An 18371-nucleotide genomic window follows, 5' to 3' on the forward strand; every position below is an offset into this window, starting at 1 on the left:
GAGCAAGGACGCATCTAAATGCGCAGACGTTCCATGCCCATGTTCCAAGGCCTGCTCTGGGTCTCATTGTTGAGCGGATTGCCGCTCACGGCGACCGTTGCCGCTGCCGGCAATTGCGCCGCGCTCGCGCCGTTGCCGGCGGTGTTGCAAGTGGGTGAAGGGCTGCAGCAGGAGTTGCAATCACCGGTGGCGATCACTCGAGTGGCCGTCGGCGATCCGAAAATCGCCGACGTGCGGGTCAACGGTAATCAGGCCTTCCTGCTCACCGGCATGGCCCCCGGCGCCACCAGCCTGATGGTCTGGACGGCGTGCGCCAGCGCACCTCGGCAGAGCATGATCTTCGTGCAAGGCCGGGCCACGGCGGCGATGACCAGCGCCACGCCACTGCCGTCCAATGAGCCACCGCTGCCGTCGCAAGTGCAGACCGATATTCGCTTCGTGGAAGTCAGCCGCACCAAACTGAAACAGGCCGGCACCTCGATTTTCGGCAAGAGCTCGAACAACTTCCTGTTCGGCTCCCCCGGCACGGTGCCCAATACCTTCGTCACGCCCGGCGTGCTGCCACTGTTCAACATCGACCCGCGCATTGCAGTGCCGAGCATCCCGTTGCTCAACGACAGCTTCAACATCGTCTTCGGCGGCGGCAACTTCCTCGGCATCATCAATGCGCTGGAAGGCAGCGGGTTCGCCTACACCTTGGCGCGACCGAGCCTGGTGGCCCTCAGCGGGCAGAGCGCGAGTTTCCTGGCCGGCGGTGAAATCCCGATCCCGGTCCCCAGCGCCAACAGCAACAGTTACTCGATCGAATACAAGGAATTCGGGATTCGCCTGACCCTCACGCCAACCGTGGTCAGCAACGACCGCATCGCCCTGAAAGTAGCGCCCGAGGTGAGCGAGCTGGATTACAACAACGGCGTGACCATCGGCGGCACCACGGTGCCGGCGTTCACCATTCGCCGCACCGACACCAGTATCTCGCTGGCGGATGGCGAGAGCTTCGTCATCAGCGGTTTGATCAGCACCCACAACGCCTCGCAAGTGAGCAAATTCCCGGGGCTGGGCGACATCCCGATTCTTGGCGCGTTCTTCCGCAACTCGCAGGTCAACCGCGAAGAGCGCGAACTGCTGATGATCGTCACGCCGCACCTGGTCCAGCCGCTGGCCGCCAACGCCCAATTGCCTTCGTTGCCCGGGGAAAAGCTGCGCAACTACGACCCGAACTGGTATCGCCTGTACTTCCTTGAAAACGGTAACTTCGATAAACGCAGTGGGTTATCGCAATGAGCCAGAGTCAAATCCTGAGTCAGACCTTCCTCGCGATCACGCGCAACAATACCGATCTTGAGTGGCTGCAAGGCGCCCTCGCCCCGCTGGGCCAAGTGGTCAGCGCCGGTGGCGGCAGCCTCGACGAACTGTTGGCGCTGGTGGACGTGACCTTCGCCAGCCTGGTGTTCGTCGGTCTTGATCGTGAACACGTGGTCGCCCAAAGCGCGTTGATCGAAGGCGCGCTGGAAGCCAAGCCGATGCTGGCGATCGTCGCGCTGGGCGATGGAATGGACAATCAATTAGTGCTCAACGCCATGCGTGCCGGGGCGCGGGATTTCGTGGCGTATGGTTCGCGCTCCAGCGAAGTGTCCGGCCTGGTGCGACGGCTGAGCAAACGCCTGCCCCCCGTGGCGTCCAACACATTACTGGGCGGTTTGACCGTGCTTTACGGTGTGCAGAGCAATGCCGACGGCGCGCTGCTGGCCAACCACATGGCGCAGGTCGTGCAGAAGAGCGGCCAGCAGACACTGTTGCTTGACCTCGGCCTGCCGCGCGGCGACAGCCTGGCGTTGCTGGGTCTGGAAAGCTCGTTTCATTTCGGCGATGCCTTGCGCCATTTGCGCCGCCTCGATGCCACGCTGATCGATAGCGCCTTCACCCACTGCACCGCCGGGCTGCGGATTCTCGCCTACGCCAGCCACGATGAGCCGCTGGAACACACCAGCGCCGCCGAGTTGTACATGTTGCTCAGCGCCCTGCGCCAGCACTTCCAGCACATCGTCGTGAACCTCACCGGACAGCCCGACAGCGAAGCGTTGCGCACCTTCGTCAGCCATTGCGACAAGCTGTTGTGGTACACCGACCAGAACGTGCTCGACTGCCGCCGCAACCTGGCCGTACTGAATGCCTGGCGCGAGAAAGGCATGAAACTCGACCACGCCAAATTACTCGTGGACCGCTACCTGCGCAACGTTGCGCCGGACGTCGACACCCTCGCCAAGACCTTCGGCATGGAGGTCATCGCCACCCTCGCCTACAGCCCGGAAGTGCGCCTCAACGCCAAAAACCAGGGCGTGACCCTGTTCGAACTGGCCCCGCGCGAAGGGCTGACCCAAAGCCTGCGCGCCCTTGGCGAACGCCTGGCCAAACGCTCCGAAGGCCTCGCCAAGCCCAAGGCGGGCTGGTTCGAACGCTTGAGGGGCGCGCAATGAACGGCGAAAAACTGTTTGGCGCGCCGGTGCGCACAACGTCTGGCAACTCGGACCACGAGGGACTGAAACTGGTGCTGCACCGCTACATCATCGACGCCATCGAAGAGTCCGGGAAAAACCTGCTGGAAGGCTCGCGGCAAGTGCTGGCGCAATTCGTCATCGACAAAGTCGCGGAGTACATCGCCCGCCTGCACCTGGCGATTTCCCGCTATGAAATGGAGCGCCTTGCCGAAGAAATCGTCGATGAGCTCACCGGTTTCGGTCCGCTGGAAGTGCTGCTGCGCGACCCGGCGGTGACCGAGATTCTGGTCAACGGCCCGCACCGGGTGTTCATCGAGCGTGACGGCGTTCTGCATCAGAGCGACCTGCGGTTTATCGATGCGCACCACGTCGAGCGTGTGATGCAGCGCATTCTTGCGCCGCTGGGACGACGACTCGATGAGTCTTCGCCGATGGTCGATGCGCGCCTGCCGGATGGCAGCCGGGTCAACGCGATCATTCCGCCGATTGCCCTCGATGGCCCGTGCCTGTCGATTCGAAAATTCCGCAAGGACATGCTCAAAAGCACTGACCTGATGGCGATGCAAACCATCGACCAGGCGATCTTCGATTTCATTCAGGAAGCCGTGGCCAAGCGCTGCAACATTCTGATCAGCGGCGGCACCGGCACCGGCAAGACCACCTTGCTGAACATCCTCAGTCAGTTGATCAACCCGCACGAACGCCTGGTCACCATCGAGGACATCGCCGAATTGCAACTCGGCCATCCGCACGTGGTGCGCCTGGAAACCCGTCCGCCTAATGCCGAGGGGCATGGCGAGGTGAAATCCAGCGACCTGATCCGCAACGCCCTGCGGATGCGCCCCGACCGGATCATCCTCGGCGAGATTCGCGGCGTCGAAGTGGTCGACGTGCTCACGGCGATGAACACCGGCCACGACGGTTCGATGAGCACGGTGCACGCCAACAACGCCCAGGATGCGCTGTTACGTCTGGAAACGCTGGTGGGCCTGACCGGTCGCACCATCGCCGAACGCACCCTGCGGCAAATGATCTGCGCGGCGCTGGACGTGGTGATTCAGCTGACGCGCCTGCCCGACGGCCGGCGCTGTGTCAGCGAGGTGGTGGAGGTAATCGGCATCCGCGACGACGTCTACGTCACCAACACGCTGTTCCGTTTCGACCGACGCGGCGGTTTCGGTTTTCTGCGCGAGGCGGTCAACCCCGCCGGCGACAAACTGCGCCGCGAGTCGGCGATATCTCCATCGACGTACTGAGGGCCACGGCATGCTCAAACCGCTGTTGCTCGCGCTCATTTGCCTGGGGTTGTTCGGGCTGTCGGTGCGCCTGTTCTATCGCGCCACGCGCCAGTCCGGCACTGATCGGGTGCTGGGGCGCCTGGCTCACGGCCAACCCGAACTGGCGGTCGAGAAATCCTCTTGGACCGGTCTGGAACGGGCCTTTTTACGCGCCGGCCTCGGCCGCCCCACTGAACGCATCGGCTTATGGCTGACGCTGTGGGTGGTGGGCATCGTCCTCGGTTTTGTCGTCGGCAGCTGGATCGGCGCGCTGGTGTTGCTGCTGGTACCGCCCGTAATCGTGCGGCTGTATGTCAGTTGGCGTTATCAACGTCGGCTTCGGCGCATGATCGAACAATTGCCGCAGTTGCTCGATCATACGGTGCGCAGCCTCAAGTCCGGGCGAACCCTGGCCGATGCGGTGCTCGGCGCTGTCGAAACCGCCGAAGAGCCGTTGAAGAATGCCATGGGCCGGGTGCAGCGCAACGTGCAATTGGGCGTCAGCCTGCCGGACGCCGCCACTGACCTCGCCGAGTTGTATGAACGGGATGAACTGCGGCTGTTCGCCCTCGGTTTGAAGGTCAATCACCGCTATGGCGGGAACGCCAGCGAACTGCTGGAGAACCTGATCAAGATGATCCGCGAGCGCGAACAAGCGGCGCGCCAACTGCGCGCCATGACCGGTGAAACCCGAGTGACCGCCTGGGTCTTGGGGTTGCTGCCGATCTGCCTGGCCGGCTACTTTTTGCTGGCCAACCCGCATTACTTGCTGGCCATGTGGAACGACCACTCGGGGCGGAACATGCTCGCCACCGCGTTTGGTCTGCAGGTGGTGGGCAGCCTCGCGCTCTGGCGCATGTTGCGCAGCGTATGAAAATTCCTCTGCTGATTAGCGCACTGCTGTTTCTCGGGGCCGGGGTTTTACTGCTCAGCGGCTTGCTGGAACAACGTCGACGGGTTCGGCAAGTGGCGCAACGGCTGGACGGTAAACCGCTGGGTGACAACCGCGTGGGGCACTGGATGCAAGCACTGGGCAGCAGCCGGATCGGCCAGCGCTCGGTCAACCTGGACAATGAAACCCAAACCTTGCTCAACCGTCTGGGCTGGCGCAGCGCGCGGCGACGCTCGTTGTTCGCGGCGTTGCAGGTGGGCGCGCCGGTGCTGGCGCTGGCCCTGAGTCTTCTGATCCAGAGCCTGTTTTTCCCGCAGGTGGAAAACCACTGGATCGGCCCGGGCTTCGCCACCGGTATCGGTTACCTGCTACCCAAACGTCTGCTGGCCGCTGCCGCCAAACGTCGGCAAAAACAACTGGCAATCGAGATTTCCACGTTCATTCCACTGTTGCGAATTCTGTTTGAGTCAGGGATGGCCGTGGAGCAATCACTGCGGGTGTTGAGCAACGAAGGCAGACAGATTTTGCCGGCGCTGACCCACGAATTGCGCCTGGTGCTGGCCCGAGTCGATTCAGGCCTGGAGCTGGGAGATGAGTTGAACAAGGCCAGTCGCTTGCTGGCCGTGGAGGAAATCACCGACACCTGCGTGATCCTTCAGCAGTTGCTTCATCAGGGCGGTGGCGCGATGAAATCCCTGCTGGCACTCAAGCAATTGCTGGATGACCGACGCCTGACACGCCTGCAGGAATACATCTCGAAAATGTCCGCCAAAATGTCCGTCGTGATGATGCTGTTTCTCTTCCCGGCGTTGTTGATTGTGCTGGCCGGCCCGGGCTTCACTGCCCTGGCCCGTGCCTTTGCTTCTTAGAGGGGACCTGATGAAAGCATTGATTGCCGGTTTGAGTCTGCTGCTGCTGAGCGGCTGCGCGAGCAACGGCCAGACGCCCTGGAGTGCCCTGACCAGCACCGCCAGTTGCGGCAAGTTGAGTTCCGATGAACAACTGTCGCTGAGCCTGGCCGACGACATGGCCAACGACGGCAAACTGCACGCCAGCCTGGCCAACCTGCAAAGCCTGCCGGACAACCTGGCCGATGTGCGCCTGCGCAAGGCCAAGGTCTATCGACTGCTGGGCCGCAGCGAGGCCGAGCCGTTGTACCGCAGCCTGCTCGGCAGTTGCATGGCCGCCGAAGCCGAACATGGCTTGGGCCAACTCGCCGCCGCCAAGGGCGACAACGGCCAGGCCCAGGCCCACTTGCAACGGGCCGCACGCCTGGCGCCCACCGACGAAAAAATTCGCAACGACCTCGGCGTGGTGTACCTCAATCAACTGCGCGTAGAGGATGCGCGTTTCGAGTTTCTGACGGCGATTGAACTCAAGCAAAGCGACTCACTGGCCGCACTGAACCTGGTGACCTTATTGATCTACCAGGACGACTGGAGCCGCGCCGCCGAACTCGTGAGCCGCCTCGGCCTGAGCCCCGCCCAAGTCACTGAAGCCCAGGCCCGCGCAGAAAAACTCAAGGCAGCGGGCAAACCTGTTTCGACCGCTGCGAACCAGGTCGCGGCGGTCGTCGCACCGACAATCCAATAGGGAGATGGCGTTGATGAAAACCACTGTTCTCTGCTGCCTCGGCCTGCTGGCCTTGCCCTTTACCGTCCACGCCATAGACGCCGGTCCTGCGTCACCGCAACAACAGGAAACCGAGGGCTGGCTGCAACTGCAAAGCCGCAATCAAGCGGCGTCCACGAAGCCCCAGACTTCTACCGCTACGGAGCGTGAATTGAGCATGCAGCGATGGCTGAAGAGTTATGAGCATGCGATCCCGCAGTTCTTTGATCAGGATCAGGGAGGAAAAGTGGACAGTGGGTCGGGTGGGTAATCGAGGATTTTTTGCGACGCTCAGGCCGCCATCGCCAGCAAGCAGGCTCCTACAGTGGGAACGAGTGCAGTTTTAGTGAGCTGTCACTCGCTGGCGCAGCCCGGAATTATTGGGGGAAAGCGCCAAAGCCAATTGCGTGCGGTTATGCATATGCGTCAACCGCAACACCTGCGACACATACAACTTCACCGTGTTCTCGGTAATCCCCAACTCACAGGCAATCTGATAATTGGTCTGCCCCTTGCCCACCAACCGCGCCACATCCAGCTGCCGGGGCGACAACGGATTGAAAATCGCCGGAATCTCCAGTCGGTCCAGATCACTGAACTCGCCATCAGCACCCTCCGCCACCCGCGGACTACGCCGCACCTTGTCCAGATCCTGATAAAGATCATCGATCGATTCGGAAAGGAACTGCAGCTTCTGATTCAGATGCCCCAGCTGCACACTCTTCTGCCGTTCCTGCAACGCCACTTCCTGACGCTGAACGCCTTCGAGCATCTGATCCAGATCAATCGGCTTCTGATAGTAATCGGCAATCCCGGCGCGCAGGGCCTTGATCACGTCCTGCTTGTCCGCGCGCCCAGTGAGCATGATTGCCTCGAACACCCGATGCTTGCCGGACAAGCGTTGCAGCTCCTGCACCAACTCAATTCCGTCCAGGCCAGGCATGTGCAAATCGCACAGCACCAGGCCAATCTCCGCGTCCTCGCTGAAACGCTCGACCGCCTGCTGGCTGGACTCACACGGCACACAACGGTAACCACGGCTTTCAAGAAACTCACAAAGTTCTTCAACGATCAGCGATTGATCATCGACCACCAGAACTTTTATTGCGGAGGTAGGCTTGTTCACATGCAACTCCCTGCAAAGCCAAAGGCTGACTCACCCTGTAACGACAGCCAAGGGTTGTCTAACTGCTGTTTTGAAAATAGACGGACTTTCTGACTCTGTACATGAACAAGCGATTAGTGGATCCAAGCCAATGTGAGCAAAAAACCCGTCAACACAAAAGGCGCAAATGGCTGCTTGTTTGACGTTCCAGGTTCCAGATATCGAAGATGATGACTAAGTCGTTGACTCATATAAGGCCAGACTTTTGGCGCCAGCAGCAGCCACAGAATGGTGGCGAATCCTGCGCCGATAAACGTCCCGAGCACGTGCATACCGTCTGTCGCAAGGCCCAAAGCTGTCATTAATTTCACATCCCCCGCGCCCAGCCGTCGCAACGCATACCCCGGAAAGGTAAAGGCCAGCGCCAGCAAAAAGGCCCCGCCGCCCTGCGCGGCATCAGCGCCCAGCCAGGTGGCGCCGGTCAAACACAGATAGCCCAGCGCCAACACCCCGGCACCCAGGGTCAGCGCATTGGCAATATGCCGTTCTCGAATATCCTGCGCGGCGCAGAGCGTCAGCCAGATCAGTAGGAAAAAACTCTGCATGCGGTAAAAAACGTCCGTTTTGGCTGAATGATTCTATGCTGACATTACGCAGTGATTGTCAGGGTAGACGCACTCATGAAAACCCACCTCCCCCGCAAGCAAAAAGGCGCCGTAGCGATTGAGTTTGCTTTGGTGTTCGTGATTTTTTTCGCCGTGTTCTATGGGATTGTCACGTACAGCCTGCCGCTGTTGCTGATGCAATCGTTCAACCAATCAACGGCCGAAGCAGTGCGCCGCAGTGTGGCATTGGACACGAACACGCCGGGCTACCAGACGGCAATAATCGCTCTGGCCAAATCGGAACTGACGAAACAAACGGCCTGGATTCCAGCCGCACTGAATTTCAACGTTGTCACCGACGCCGACGCCACTTATGTCGGCGGGTTATTGAAGGTCGAAATAAACTACCCCACCAACAAACTCCGGCAAGTCATCCCGTTTCTGAACCTGCCGGGAATTGGCCAAGTGCCCAATCTGCCGGCAACACTCACCGCCAAATCGAGCCTGCAATTTTGAGTTCCGGGGCCTCGCTCTTCGGGCGTCTGCTCAACCGCCAACCGCCAACTGCCCAGGATGCCAACAGCCACTTGAGCGTGGCCAACGTCGGCTTACAGATGCACCTGGATGCCGAAGGTCGAGTGCTGCACCTGACCGGCCCGCTACGCCATGGCCTGGCTCAACAGGCGTCCACCACACAGGCGCCGCCCTTGCTGGATTTCCTCATGCCACACAGCAGCCTCGCCGTCGAAGGCCGGCCGGCGGACTGGCAAGGACAAACGCTGGACCTGGACTTTTACAGTCTCGCAGGCCAACCCCTGCACTTGCGGGGTTGGGTCCAGCCGTTGGGCGATACCTGGCTGTTACAGCTGTTGGACATCAGCGACTTGCTGCACGAACGCCGGCAATCGCAAGTGCGCGAACAGTGCCAGTTGCTGGCGACTCAGATCGGCGATCAATTGCGCTTGTGCAGCCTCGCTCGCCTGCCGGAAGCGCTGGTGGAGCAGCTGCAAAGCCTGACCCAGCGCTTTCAGATCCCGTGCATCGCCGTGGCACTGCTGGATGAACAGGAAGACGGTTGGCAGATTCACCAGCATTTCGCGGCCTCCGATGCCCCGCAGTTGTGGCAAAACGCTCAGCGCCTGGGCACCGGGCTCGACAGTTTAAGCGGCTGCGCCCCGCACCATTTAATCCTCGGTGAGCATCCGCGCCTGCGCGACATCTTCGGCAATGCCGAAGGGCTGGCGGTGCCTTATCACGACGCGCAAGGCGTGGTCGCGTGGTTGCTCTGTGGTTTCTATCCGGTGCAACAGCGCGCACCCGACGTCGGTGAGCGTGACTGGCTGCAACTTGCCGCCGCGCTGGCCGGGCCTTTGCTGGAGCGCTTGCGCGAGCATCGGCATCATCTGCAACTCGAGCGACTGGAATCGCTGCAAGCCCTGCTCGGCACAGGCTGGTGGGAATTTTTCAGCGACAGTGCCGAAGTGCAATTGGCCCCGTCGCTGGCGACTACGCTGAACCTGCCCGGCACGCGCCTGCCCGTGCACGACTGGCTTGAGCAGATCCACCCCGCCGACCGCGAAGAACTGCGCAGTCGCCTGCAAGACTTGCAGGATCAAGGCACGCCGCTGGTGGTCTGCGTGCGCCTGCATCTTCCCGACGCGTCGCTCTGGTATCGCTTGCAAGGCCAGGCCCTGGGCGTCGGCAGGCACCGGCGGCTGGTGGGCTTCATGCTCGACATCAGCGACATCAAGAACCAGGAACAAAAAGCCGCGGCGGCCCATGCCCGACTGGACAACCTGATCGCCAGCTCACCGGCGGTGATCTATGTGCAGCGCTATGTCGAAGGCGCGCTGCTGCCGAGCTTTTTCAGCGACAGCTTGCTGCCGCTGCTGGGTTGGCGCCTGGCCGAATGCAGCGCGGGAGAACTGGTCGAGCGCATTCATCCCGAAGACCGCGACCGCTATTTCGAGCGCACCCGACAGTTGCTGCGCGAAGGCGCGGCGAGTGCGCGCTATCGGTTGCGTGACAGTCGTGGCGATTATCACTGGCTGCTCGACGAAGCCAAGCTGCTGCGCGATGACCTCGGCCTGCCGGTCGAAGCGGTCGGCTTGTGGCTGGACGTGACCGACGCCACCCTGGCCGCCGAGCAGGTTAAACGCAGCGAAGAACGCTACCGGATTCTGGTCGAAGACTCCCCGGCGATGATCTGCCGTTATCGCCCGGACCTGACCCTGACGTTCGGCAACCGGCCGCTGGCGACTTATCTGGAATGCCAACCCGAGGCATTGCCGGGGGTGAATCTGGGCAACTGGATGTCGCCGGAACAACGTGAAGCGTTTGTGCAGCGGCTCAACCAGTTGAGCGCGCAATTCCCGGTCAGCACCGCGGAGATCAACCTGCAATTGCCCGGACGCGAACATGCCTGGTGGGTCTGGTCGGACCGTGGCGTGTTTGATGAGCAGGGTCGTTTGCTGGAAATCCAGGCCGTGGGCCGCGACAACACCGAGGTCCGGCGTTCCCAGCAACAGCTGGCCCAGAGCGCGAAAATGGCCACCCTCGGCGAAATGGCCACGGGCCTGGCCCACGAAATCAACCAGCCGCTGAATGTAATGCGCATGGCCATCGTCAATGTGCTAAAGCGCTTGAGCAACGGCGATGTGCAGGTCGACTACCTCACCGAAAAGCTCAACCGCATCGACGCCCAGGTCCAGCGCGCCGCGCGGGTAGTGGATCACATGCGCGTGTTCGGCCGCCGCTCGGAAGTCGAGCAGCAGCCGTTCAACCCGCTCGACGCCATCGACGGCACGCTGTCGCTGCTGGCGGAAGGCATGCGCGGTAAAGGTGTTGAGTTGCGGGTCGGCGAGCGCGGTTTCGACGTGCAGGTGCGCGGTTATGTCGATCAGCTGGAACAGGTGCTGATCAACCTGATCGTCAACGCTCGAGATGCGCTGCTGAGCAAACGCGAAGCTGATCGTGACTTCAATCCGTGGATTTCAGTGCAGGCCGAGCGTGACGAAAACGCGGTCCGTTTGTGGGTCGAGGACAATGGCGGCGGGATCGATCCGCGCTTGCTGGAGCGGATCTTCGAACCGTTCTTCACCACTAAACCGGTGGGCGTCGGCACCGGGCTTGGGTTGTCGGTGAGCTATGGCATCGTCGAGAACATGGGCGGAAAACTCAGCGTGCGCAACTCGGTTGAGGGTGCGCGGTTCTGTGTTGAACTGCCGATTTTCGTGGAGGCTCAGATCACCAGATAGGCTTTGCCTTTTTGGCCGCAGGTGAGGTTGAAGCCGACGTCGACCTTGTTGACGTCGATCCCGAGATTTTCCAGCAGGCCGTCGACAATCGGGTCAATGAGCGGTGCGAGCAGGCCGCTGATGGCCGAAATCAGAAGTTGCACCACATTTGCCAGCGTCGACAGTAACGTATTCAAAAGCGTGCCCAACAGACTGCCGATGGTGGGCGTGTGTTGAATCAACGTGATGCCCTGGAGCGTCCCCTTCAAACTGCCCACCACACCGGACACCGTTACCGGATGCGTGGGGTTTGGTGCCACGTTGATTTCATGGGGATTGGCGAAGGCGTAATTGGGCTCGGTGGTGCCGGCAACCGGGCTGTCGATCATGATTTCACTGCCGCCACCACCGAACGGTGTGCGTGCGCCGCAACTGAGCAGATGGCAGGTTTTCGAGCCGATATCGACCAGCGTCAGCGGCGAAAGGGCGGGCGCAGACGAGGATGACAGCCAGATGGTCGGATCGATCCTGCCTACCTTCAGCTGCAAGGCTGAAATGCTGGTGGTGGCGGTGAGGCTTTTGCTCGTCGGGCTGTTACAGGAATAATCGGTGACGTAACTGCTGCCCACGCCGGCTTCAATGCCGAGGTCGAGGTTGAGTCCATCAGGCAGGATTTGCAGGTCCGTCTGGGTGCAACTCAGAAGGCATGTCGTTGAGAGAAGTGCGTTGATCAGGTCAACTGCGCCCTGCAACGCTACATTGACGAGCTGCAAAACAGCATTGATCAATGACAGATCAACCGACACCAGGATGCGGATTTGCGCGGTGCGCACGTATATTTTGTTCACGCCCAAGGGGGCCAGTTTTGCCAGCGCCGGGTCGCCAATTGCGGAAAATTGCGGCGGCTGAATGATCTTGATCCGCGTGGTCATGCCCGCCAGCCCCAGCACATTCACCGGCAACACAGCGGTGACCGCGCTGTTTTTGTTCGCCAGTTGCACAAAGCCCTGAATCAACTGGAACAGCTGCACCGTGGCATCGAGCCCGGCGGCCTCGGTGCCGGTTTGCAGCTGCAGTAAATCACCCAACTTGATTGGTGAGGCGTTGGTGGCAGCCACCTCCAGGTTACCGAGCGCGGTCTTGACGGTCGCCGTGGAGCCGTTCACTGGGAGCGCATTGGCGGCGGCCTGAATGAACTTGGTGACGCTGGCCTGGGTGTTCAGCAACGCTGTGTAATCACCCGCCGCGACACCCAGTTTTATCGCTAATTGATCCATGAACTTGAGCAAGTTGACGTCGGTCTTGACCAACCCGTCCCAACCGACAGCCGTAAGGTTGACATTGCCGCCCAGCAGCGTTGAGAACAGCGGATTCAGCAGGTTTGACTGCGTCGTATCAACCCCCACCAAGGTGCTTCGGATACTGAGCTGCGCTAGCGTCGCTTTCGGCTCGGCAGCCACGGCAGTAGCGTGCAGTTGGGTGGTGAGACTCGCCGGCCCGCCGGACAGCAACGCACCAATGCCAGCGGCGACGCTGGTGGGAACGGTATGGGTGGCGATGACGCGCACGGCGGCGGATTTGGTCGAGTCGACGGTGAAGGCTCGCAGGTTATCTGCACCGGTCTGCAAGGTGCCGCAACTGACCGTCAGTGTGCCGTTGGCGTTGACGGTAAAACCGTTGCGAGCCGCACTTTGAGTGGCGTAACTGGCGGCGCTCAGCCCGGACCGGCAATCACCGTTGCGGGTCACGGCCTCAAGCGCGGCGGTATCCGCTACACGCTGTAATTTGCGTTGTTCGAGATAGAGCCGGCCAGTGTCGATGACCAACACCGTGAATCCCAAGGCCAGAGCCAGGGTCAGTGCTGCCATCAAACCGATCGCCCCTTGTTGCCGGGCCGGGCCGCCGAACTGCCAGCGGGGAAACATCGCGCACTCCTTTGCCGGCGCACTGCCGAGCGCTACCTCCATTGGTGAAAAGCAGTGTAGACAAGGCTGGGCAAGCCTGCTGGCAACGCGCCACCCCAGACAAAAAAATAACCCTGTGGGGCCCCACGGGGGGATTTCGGAATTTAGCGGGGTGGGTAATTGGCGAGGATTCGGCCGACCGTCTCACGTATCGCCGTGCTGCGATCGTTCGGGTTCGGCGAGCGGCTGAGGATTTGTTCGTCACTGCCGCGCCACACCAGTTTACCGTCCTTGCCGTCGAGCAGGTCGATCTGGATGATCGCCACTTTATAGCTGATGTTGCGAGTTTCGTTGTACATCGGCCCGCCCCAATAGCCATTCCATGGGCCACCCCAACCGCCGCCGTAGTTGGTGGTCACCTGTTGCTGACGGTCTTCGACGATCAGGTAAGTCTGTACGTTCACATCACCCTTGCTGCCCGCGGCGGCCGGACGCAAGCCGCGCTGATCCAGCTGATCGGCCACCGATTGGCGGATGCGCTGCTCGGTCAGGTCACTCTTGATCCGGGGGTCATCAGGGCGATATTGCAGCGCGGGTTCTCTCCAGCCCCAGCTGCGATAGGCAGCGAAGTCGCGGCTGGCGTCGAAATCATGATTGACCTGGTTGCCGGCGCAGGCACTGAGCAGCGCGGCCACGGCCAGTAAAGCGAGACGGCGGAACATGATGATTCTCCGGTTGAAGACATGAACCTGTGGAATGCTTCTGGACTACCGAAGCTAACTCGGAGGATACGCCGACATGGCCTTTTCCACAGCCTCCCGAATGGCGTCGGCCCGCGCACTCTGGGTGCCCTTGTTGCTGGTTTCGGCGCTCGAACTCCAGACGGGTTGCCCGCTTTGGGCATCGAACATGTCCACCCGCACCACCACGACCTGTTCGGAATAAGTGCGAATGATCGGCACCGTGTTGTACATGCCATAACCGCTGCCATAGCGGTTATACCCCCCATAACCGCCGCCATAACCGCCGCCGTAATAACCGGCGTCATCCTGGACCTGGCGCAGGCGGGTTTCCAGGTGCAGGTTGGCGCTGACGAACAGGTCGGCCGGGCGATTGTCATGCAGCGGCCGCAAGCCCCGCTGGTCCAGGGCATTGCTCACGGCCTCGGCGACTTGCGCCGAATCCGCCCAGGCTGAACCCGGCGGCATCTGCCCGTTGAGCCAGGCCCAACTGCGGTAGCGACCGTAGTCGCGCGGCGCTGCCGGGTAGGCACTTCGGTCAAAAGTGTTGGCCGCCGCGGGCGGCGCCGGTGGCAACGGTTTGGAACTGGCCACGTAGGGATTGCTGCCCTGGCAGGCCGCCAACCCCAGACAGATCACCAGTAACCCTGAACGACTTTTCATTTCGCGCTCCGATCAGACGGGCCGACAGATCCAGTGCAAATAGCGCCCAAGTCCGGCAAAACTTGGGTGACGCCGATGGGCCAGCTCCATTTCCAGCAAGTCCACCAGTTCGGCGCGGGCCTGGAATTCCACCGGCATGTAATCGTGGAAAACACGCACCCCGCTCTGGGTTTCGACCTGCCACAAGCCTTCAAGTTGCGCTGCGAGTTCACGCGGATCAAGCGGTTGCTGCGGGGTCAGGCTCTGCTTCTCGCCGGCCATGTCGTTCTTGCGCATTTTGCGGAAGTGGCCCTTGAGCAAGTTGCGGTAAATCAGCGCATCGCGGTTGTAGAAGGCCAGGGACAACCAGCCGTCCTTCTTCGTCAATTGATGCAACACCGGCAGGATCGCGTGGGGCTCGGCCAGCCATTCCAGCACGGCATGGCACAGCACCAGGTCGTAGGGTTCGGTGAGCTGACCCAGCAATTCCTGCCACGGTGCCTGGATGAACGTCGCGGTCTGCCCGGCGTCGGCGAAGCGTTGGCGGGCGCCTTCAAGCATCGGTTCGGCGGGTTCGGCCAACGTCACGTCATGCCCGCGTTGGGCCAGCCACAACGACATGTGGCCCAGTCCGGCACCAATGTCGAGGACCCGCATAGGTCGGTCCGGCAGGGTTTCGGCGAGGTCGGCCTGAAGCACCGCCAGACGGATCGCGCCCTTGGCGCCGCCGTAGATCTTCTCCGCAAAACGCGTCGCCAGTTGATCGAAATGACGATCACTCATCAGTTGAACCTCCGTTCACTGTCCGCGAGCTTGCTGCGCACCACTTCATTCATGTCCAACCCCAACTCGCTGCACAGCAACAGTAGGTAGAGCACGATATCGCCGACTTCCTGCCCGGCATGGGCCAGTTTGTCAGCCGGCAACTGGCGCGACTGGTCTTCGCTCAGCCACTGGAAGATTTCCACCAGCTCGGACATCTCCACGCTGGCGGCCATGGCCAGGTTTTTCGGGCTGTGAAATGGCCGCCAGTCATTGCGGTCACGGATGGCGTGCAGGCGTTCGGTCAGTTCAACAAGGTTCATCGGGCTCTCCTGAAGGCGTATAGCTTCGGGGGGATGCTCGATCAAGGCAAGGCCTATGTAACAGCGGCCGAAGGTTGCGTTCGGCAACTGCTACAGGGATCTTGCGTCATACTCAATGCCCCAGGGAACTCGGCGCTGCGATCAATGGCCCAAGCCTCAACCCCTTACATCAGGACGCTAACGACATGCAGGTAGAAGGTTTTTTCGAATGGCTCGGCCAGGCGCTCGGTTCAGTCATCCGCTTTATCGTTGATGGCCTCAGTGGCCTGTTCAATCTGTTGAGCCACGCCGGCGGGAATTTTGTCGAAGGCCTGTCCCGGGCACTGGGGATGGACACTTCGATCATCAGCATCATCGCGTTGATCCTGGGGCTGATGCTGTTGTGGTCGGCGATCCGGGCGTTCATGAGCGCGTCGATCATCATGGGAATCATCTGGCTGGTGCTCGGTTTGTGGTTGCTGAGCTGGATCATCCACTAACCTCCCACATTTGATCGGCGGATATGCCAAATGAATCGCTACAATGCCGGCTCTCCAGGGAGCCTGCATGTCCAACCTGATCGCCGACTGGCGCGACCGCCCGACTCATCGCCGGGTCTGGTCGCTTGCCGCGCCCATGATTCTCTCGAACATCTCCGTGCCGCTGGTGGCGCTGGTCGACAGCACAGTGATCGGCCACCTGCCCCATGCCCATCAACTGGGCGCGGTCGCGGTCGGGGCCAGCCTGTATACGTTCCTGGCGTGGGCGATGGGCTTTCTGCGCATGGGCTCCACCGGATTTGCCGCTCAGGCCGCCGGACGCGGGGATGGTGCGGCGTTGCGGCAGATTCTGTTGCAAGGTCTGTTGCTGGCCATGGGGCTGGCGATTGTCCTCGGTGCCGTGGGCATTCCGCTGAGCGGTGTCGCGCTGCACTTCATGCAACCCTCGGCAGAGCTGGAGCACCTGACCCGCGAGTTTTTCCACACGCGCCTGTTCGGCCTGCCCGCCGCACTGGCCAGTTACGCGCTGGTCGGCTGGTTCCTCGGCACCCAGAACGCACGGGCTCCGCTGGCGATTCTGCTGAGCACCAACCTGGTCAACGTTGCGCTGAACCTGTGGTTCGTCCTCGGCCTGGAATGGGGCGTGGTCGGGGCGGCCCGGGCCTCGGTGATCGCCGAATGGACCGGCGCACTGATCGGCCTGCTGCTGACCCGCAAGGCCCTGCGCGCTTACCCCGGCCACATCGTCTGGGCAGCGCTGGCGTTGTGGCAGAGCTGGCGACCGCTGCTGGCAGTCAATCGCGACATCTTTATCCGCAGTCTGCTGCTGCAATCGGTGTTTTTCCTGATCACCGTGCAAGGTGCACGTTTGGGTGACGCCACCGTGGCCGCCAACGCCCTGCTGCTCAACGGTTTGCTGTTGACCGCCCATGCGCTGGACGGCCTGGCCCATGCCGTGGAGGCGCTGTGCGGCCATGCCATTGGCGCTCGCGACCGCGACGCCCTGCGCCGTTCATTGGTGGTGGCGTGCGGCTGGTCGTTGCTGGCGAGCCTGGGATTTGCCGCGCTGTTCCTGTTCGCCGGGCACCTGTTCATCGAAATGCAAACCAACATTCAAAGCGTGCGCGACACAGCCTTCATCTACCTGCCCTACCTCGCCGCCCTGCCTTTGATCGCGGTCTGGAGCTACTTGCTCGACGGACTGTTCATTGGCGCCACCCGTGCTCGGGAAATGCGCAACGGCATGCTGCTGACGGTGCTGCTTATCCTGCCGTTTAGCTGGGCGTTGCAAGGTCTGGGCAACCACGGGCTGTGGATAACCTTCCTGCTGTTCATGGTGCTGCGCAGCCTGACGCTCGGGGCGATTGCCTGGTTTCTGCGCAAAAACGACGGCTGGTTCACGGGTCGGGCTTACTGAACCGGCGGTGCCTTCACGAACGCTGCGATTTGCTCCAGCACTGGCGCCAGCCCGCGCATCGGGCGTGACAGCGACGCCACCAACGTGGCGTGTCCTGGGCGCGAGAAATACAGGTCCTGTACCGGCACGCCCGCCGCCCGCAGCTTGCGCGCCAGACCACCGGTGTTGCGCGTCGGGTTGACCAGATTGTCGTCCTTCGCCGCCATCAATAACGCGGGCGGCGCGCCGCGACTGACATGATTGATCGGCTGCGATTGCGGCGGCGAATCCGGCCAGAAAAACACCGGCCGCACGTCACGATTTTCGATCGGCAAAAAGTCGTAGGGCCCGGCCAGGCCGATCCAGCCTCTGAGGTTGTGCGGTGACAAGCCCACGGCTCCGAGCAGGGTTGGGTCCAGCGCCAGCATCGCGGCGTTGTAGGCTCCGGAACTGTGGCCCATCAGGAACAACCGCTGTGGATCGCCGGAAAACTGGCCAATGTGCTCGTGGGTCCAGGCCACGGCTTTCGCGCCATCCTCCAGAAACAGCGGATAGCGCACCTGCGGATACAGGCGATAGTCCGCCAGCACCGCAACAATTCCTCTGGACGCCAAGGCCTCGCCGACAAAGGTGTAGTCGCTGCGTGAGCCGCTGTTCCAGCTGCCGCCGTAGAAAAACACCACCACCGGCGCATTCCCGGCTAGGTGGCGCGGCACATACACGTCGAGTTTTTGCCGCGGGTCATCTCCGTAGGCAATGCCCTCGGTCTTGTCGAAACTGCCGTCTGGGGTCAGGGCATTCAGCAATTTCAACGGCGAGCATGCCGTCATCGTGAAAAGCAAAAACCCGCCGATTGCCAGGGTGAACAGTCGCCGGATTGCGTTCGCCATGAATGTCGGAC

At 61.5% G+C, this 18371-nt stretch carries 19 protein-coding genes; 11 read left to right on the top strand and 8 right to left on the bottom strand.

What is annotated here, in order from left to right; translation table 11 throughout:
- Positions 1 to 18 precede the first annotated feature (18 nt).
- From ACYZT4_RS17855 to ACYZT4_RS17885, 7 genes are read left to right on the top strand one after another with little or no spacing between them, the layout of a single operon-like run.
- The gene (locus ACYZT4_RS17855; RefSeq protein WP_461981817.1) at positions 19 to 1284 is read left to right on the top strand and encodes a type II and III secretion system protein family protein; all 1266 of its coding nucleotides are present in this window, start codon (positions 19 to 21) and stop codon (positions 1282 to 1284) included.
- Positions 1281 to 2477: an AAA family ATPase gene (locus ACYZT4_RS17860; RefSeq protein ID WP_461981819.1), complete on the top strand. Its 1197-nt coding sequence runs from the start codon at positions 1281 to 1283 to the stop codon at positions 2475 to 2477. Before ACYZT4_RS17855 ends, ACYZT4_RS17860 begins: the two co-directional genes overlap by 4 nt.
- Positions 2474 to 3754, top strand: coding sequence for a CpaF family protein (locus ACYZT4_RS17865; protein ID WP_461981821.1), 1281 nt, complete (start codon positions 2474 to 2476; stop codon positions 3752 to 3754). Before ACYZT4_RS17860 ends, ACYZT4_RS17865 begins: the two co-directional genes overlap by 4 nt.
- Before the next feature lie 10 nt (positions 3755 to 3764).
- On the top strand, positions 3765 to 4649 hold the full coding sequence (locus ACYZT4_RS17870; RefSeq protein ID WP_461981823.1) for a type II secretion system F family protein: 885 nt from the start codon (positions 3765 to 3767) through the stop codon (positions 4647 to 4649).
- Positions 4646 to 5536, top strand: a complete 891-nt coding sequence (locus tag ACYZT4_RS17875) for a type II secretion system F family protein (protein WP_461981825.1) — start codon at positions 4646 to 4648, stop codon at positions 5534 to 5536. Before ACYZT4_RS17870 ends, ACYZT4_RS17875 begins: the two co-directional genes overlap by 4 nt.
- A 10-nt stretch (positions 5537 to 5546) precedes the next feature.
- Positions 5547 to 6260, top strand: a complete 714-nt coding sequence (locus ACYZT4_RS17880) for a hypothetical protein (protein ID WP_461981827.1) — start codon at positions 5547 to 5549, stop codon at positions 6258 to 6260.
- 13 nt (positions 6261 to 6273) lie between these two features.
- Entirely contained in the window at positions 6274 to 6549 is a 276-nt protein-coding gene (locus ACYZT4_RS17885) for a DUF3613 domain-containing protein (protein ID WP_461981829.1), read from the top strand.
- A 72-nt stretch (positions 6550 to 6621) separates the two neighbouring features.
- Here the strand turns inward: ACYZT4_RS17885 and ACYZT4_RS17890 are convergent, their stop codons facing one another.
- Both ACYZT4_RS17890 and ACYZT4_RS17895 read right to left on the bottom strand, forming a co-directional pair.
- The gene (locus ACYZT4_RS17890) at positions 6622 to 7404 is read right to left on the bottom strand and encodes a response regulator transcription factor (protein WP_461981831.1); all 783 of its coding nucleotides are present in this window, start codon (positions 7402 to 7404) and stop codon (positions 6622 to 6624) included.
- Positions 7405 to 7517: 113 nt separating this feature from the next.
- Entirely contained in the window at positions 7518 to 7988 is a 471-nt protein-coding gene (locus ACYZT4_RS17895; RefSeq protein WP_461981833.1) for a prepilin peptidase, read from the bottom strand.
- A 75-nt stretch (positions 7989 to 8063) separates the two neighbouring features.
- Between ACYZT4_RS17895 and ACYZT4_RS17900 the strand changes: the two genes are divergently transcribed.
- Both ACYZT4_RS17900 and ACYZT4_RS17905 read left to right on the top strand, forming a co-directional pair.
- Positions 8064 to 8504 (top strand): TadE/TadG family type IV pilus assembly protein, encoded by a 441-nt coding sequence (locus ACYZT4_RS17900; protein ID WP_461981835.1) that lies wholly within the window; start codon positions 8064 to 8066, stop codon positions 8502 to 8504.
- Positions 8501 to 11245 carry a PAS domain-containing sensor histidine kinase gene (locus tag ACYZT4_RS17905; RefSeq protein WP_461981837.1) on the top strand — a complete coding sequence of 915 codons (2745 nt, stop codon included), beginning with the start codon at positions 8501 to 8503 and terminating at the stop codon, positions 11243 to 11245. Before ACYZT4_RS17900 ends, ACYZT4_RS17905 begins: the two co-directional genes overlap by 4 nt.
- Here the strand turns inward: ACYZT4_RS17905 and ACYZT4_RS17910 are convergent.
- The 5 genes from ACYZT4_RS17910 to ACYZT4_RS17930 all read right to left on the bottom strand — a co-directional run bounded on the left by ACYZT4_RS17910 (position 11230) and on the right by ACYZT4_RS17930 (position 15595).
- Complete coding sequence (locus ACYZT4_RS17910; RefSeq protein WP_461981839.1) at positions 11230 to 13149, bottom strand: pilus assembly protein TadG-related protein; 1920 nt, start codon at positions 13147 to 13149, stop codon at positions 11230 to 11232. The genes ACYZT4_RS17905 and ACYZT4_RS17910 overlap by 16 nt on opposite strands.
- Positions 13150 to 13292: 143 nt before the next feature.
- The gene (locus tag ACYZT4_RS17915) at positions 13293 to 13850 is read right to left on the bottom strand and encodes a DUF4136 domain-containing protein (RefSeq protein ID WP_461981841.1); all 558 of its coding nucleotides are present in this window, start codon (positions 13848 to 13850) and stop codon (positions 13293 to 13295) included.
- Positions 13851 to 13904: 54 nt separating this feature from the next.
- Positions 13905 to 14531: a DUF4136 domain-containing protein gene (locus ACYZT4_RS17920; RefSeq protein WP_461981842.1), complete on the bottom strand. Its 627-nt coding sequence runs from the start codon at positions 14529 to 14531 to the stop codon at positions 13905 to 13907.
- A gap of 12 nt (positions 14532 to 14543) precedes the next feature.
- The gene (locus tag ACYZT4_RS17925; protein ID WP_461981844.1) at positions 14544 to 15293 is read right to left on the bottom strand and encodes a methyltransferase domain-containing protein; all 750 of its coding nucleotides are present in this window, start codon (positions 15291 to 15293) and stop codon (positions 14544 to 14546) included.
- Positions 15293 to 15595 carry a MazG-like family protein gene (locus ACYZT4_RS17930; RefSeq protein WP_461981846.1) on the bottom strand — a complete coding sequence of 101 codons (303 nt, stop codon included), beginning with the start codon at positions 15593 to 15595 and terminating at the stop codon, positions 15293 to 15295. The genes ACYZT4_RS17925 and ACYZT4_RS17930 overlap by 1 nt, the downstream gene beginning before the upstream one ends.
- Before the next feature lie 185 nt (positions 15596 to 15780).
- On the opposite strand from ACYZT4_RS17930, the gene ACYZT4_RS17935 reads away from it, so the two are divergent.
- Together ACYZT4_RS17935 and ACYZT4_RS17940 are read left to right on the top strand one after the other, a co-directional pair.
- Positions 15781 to 16074 carry a hypothetical protein gene (locus ACYZT4_RS17935; protein WP_461981848.1) on the top strand — a complete coding sequence of 98 codons (294 nt, stop codon included), beginning with the start codon at positions 15781 to 15783 and terminating at the stop codon, positions 16072 to 16074.
- 67 nt (positions 16075 to 16141) lie between these two features.
- Positions 16142 to 17491, top strand: coding sequence for an MATE family efflux transporter (locus ACYZT4_RS17940; protein ID WP_461981850.1), 1350 nt, complete (start codon positions 16142 to 16144; stop codon positions 17489 to 17491).
- Here the strand turns inward: ACYZT4_RS17940 and ACYZT4_RS17945 are convergent.
- On the bottom strand, positions 17485 to 18360 hold the full coding sequence (locus ACYZT4_RS17945; protein WP_461981852.1) for an alpha/beta hydrolase: 876 nt from the start codon (positions 18358 to 18360) through the stop codon (positions 17485 to 17487). The genes ACYZT4_RS17940 and ACYZT4_RS17945 overlap by 7 nt on opposite strands.
- Positions 18361 to 18371 lie beyond the last annotated feature (11 nt).

The organism is Pseudomonas sp. GB2N2, from assembly GCF_054897705.1.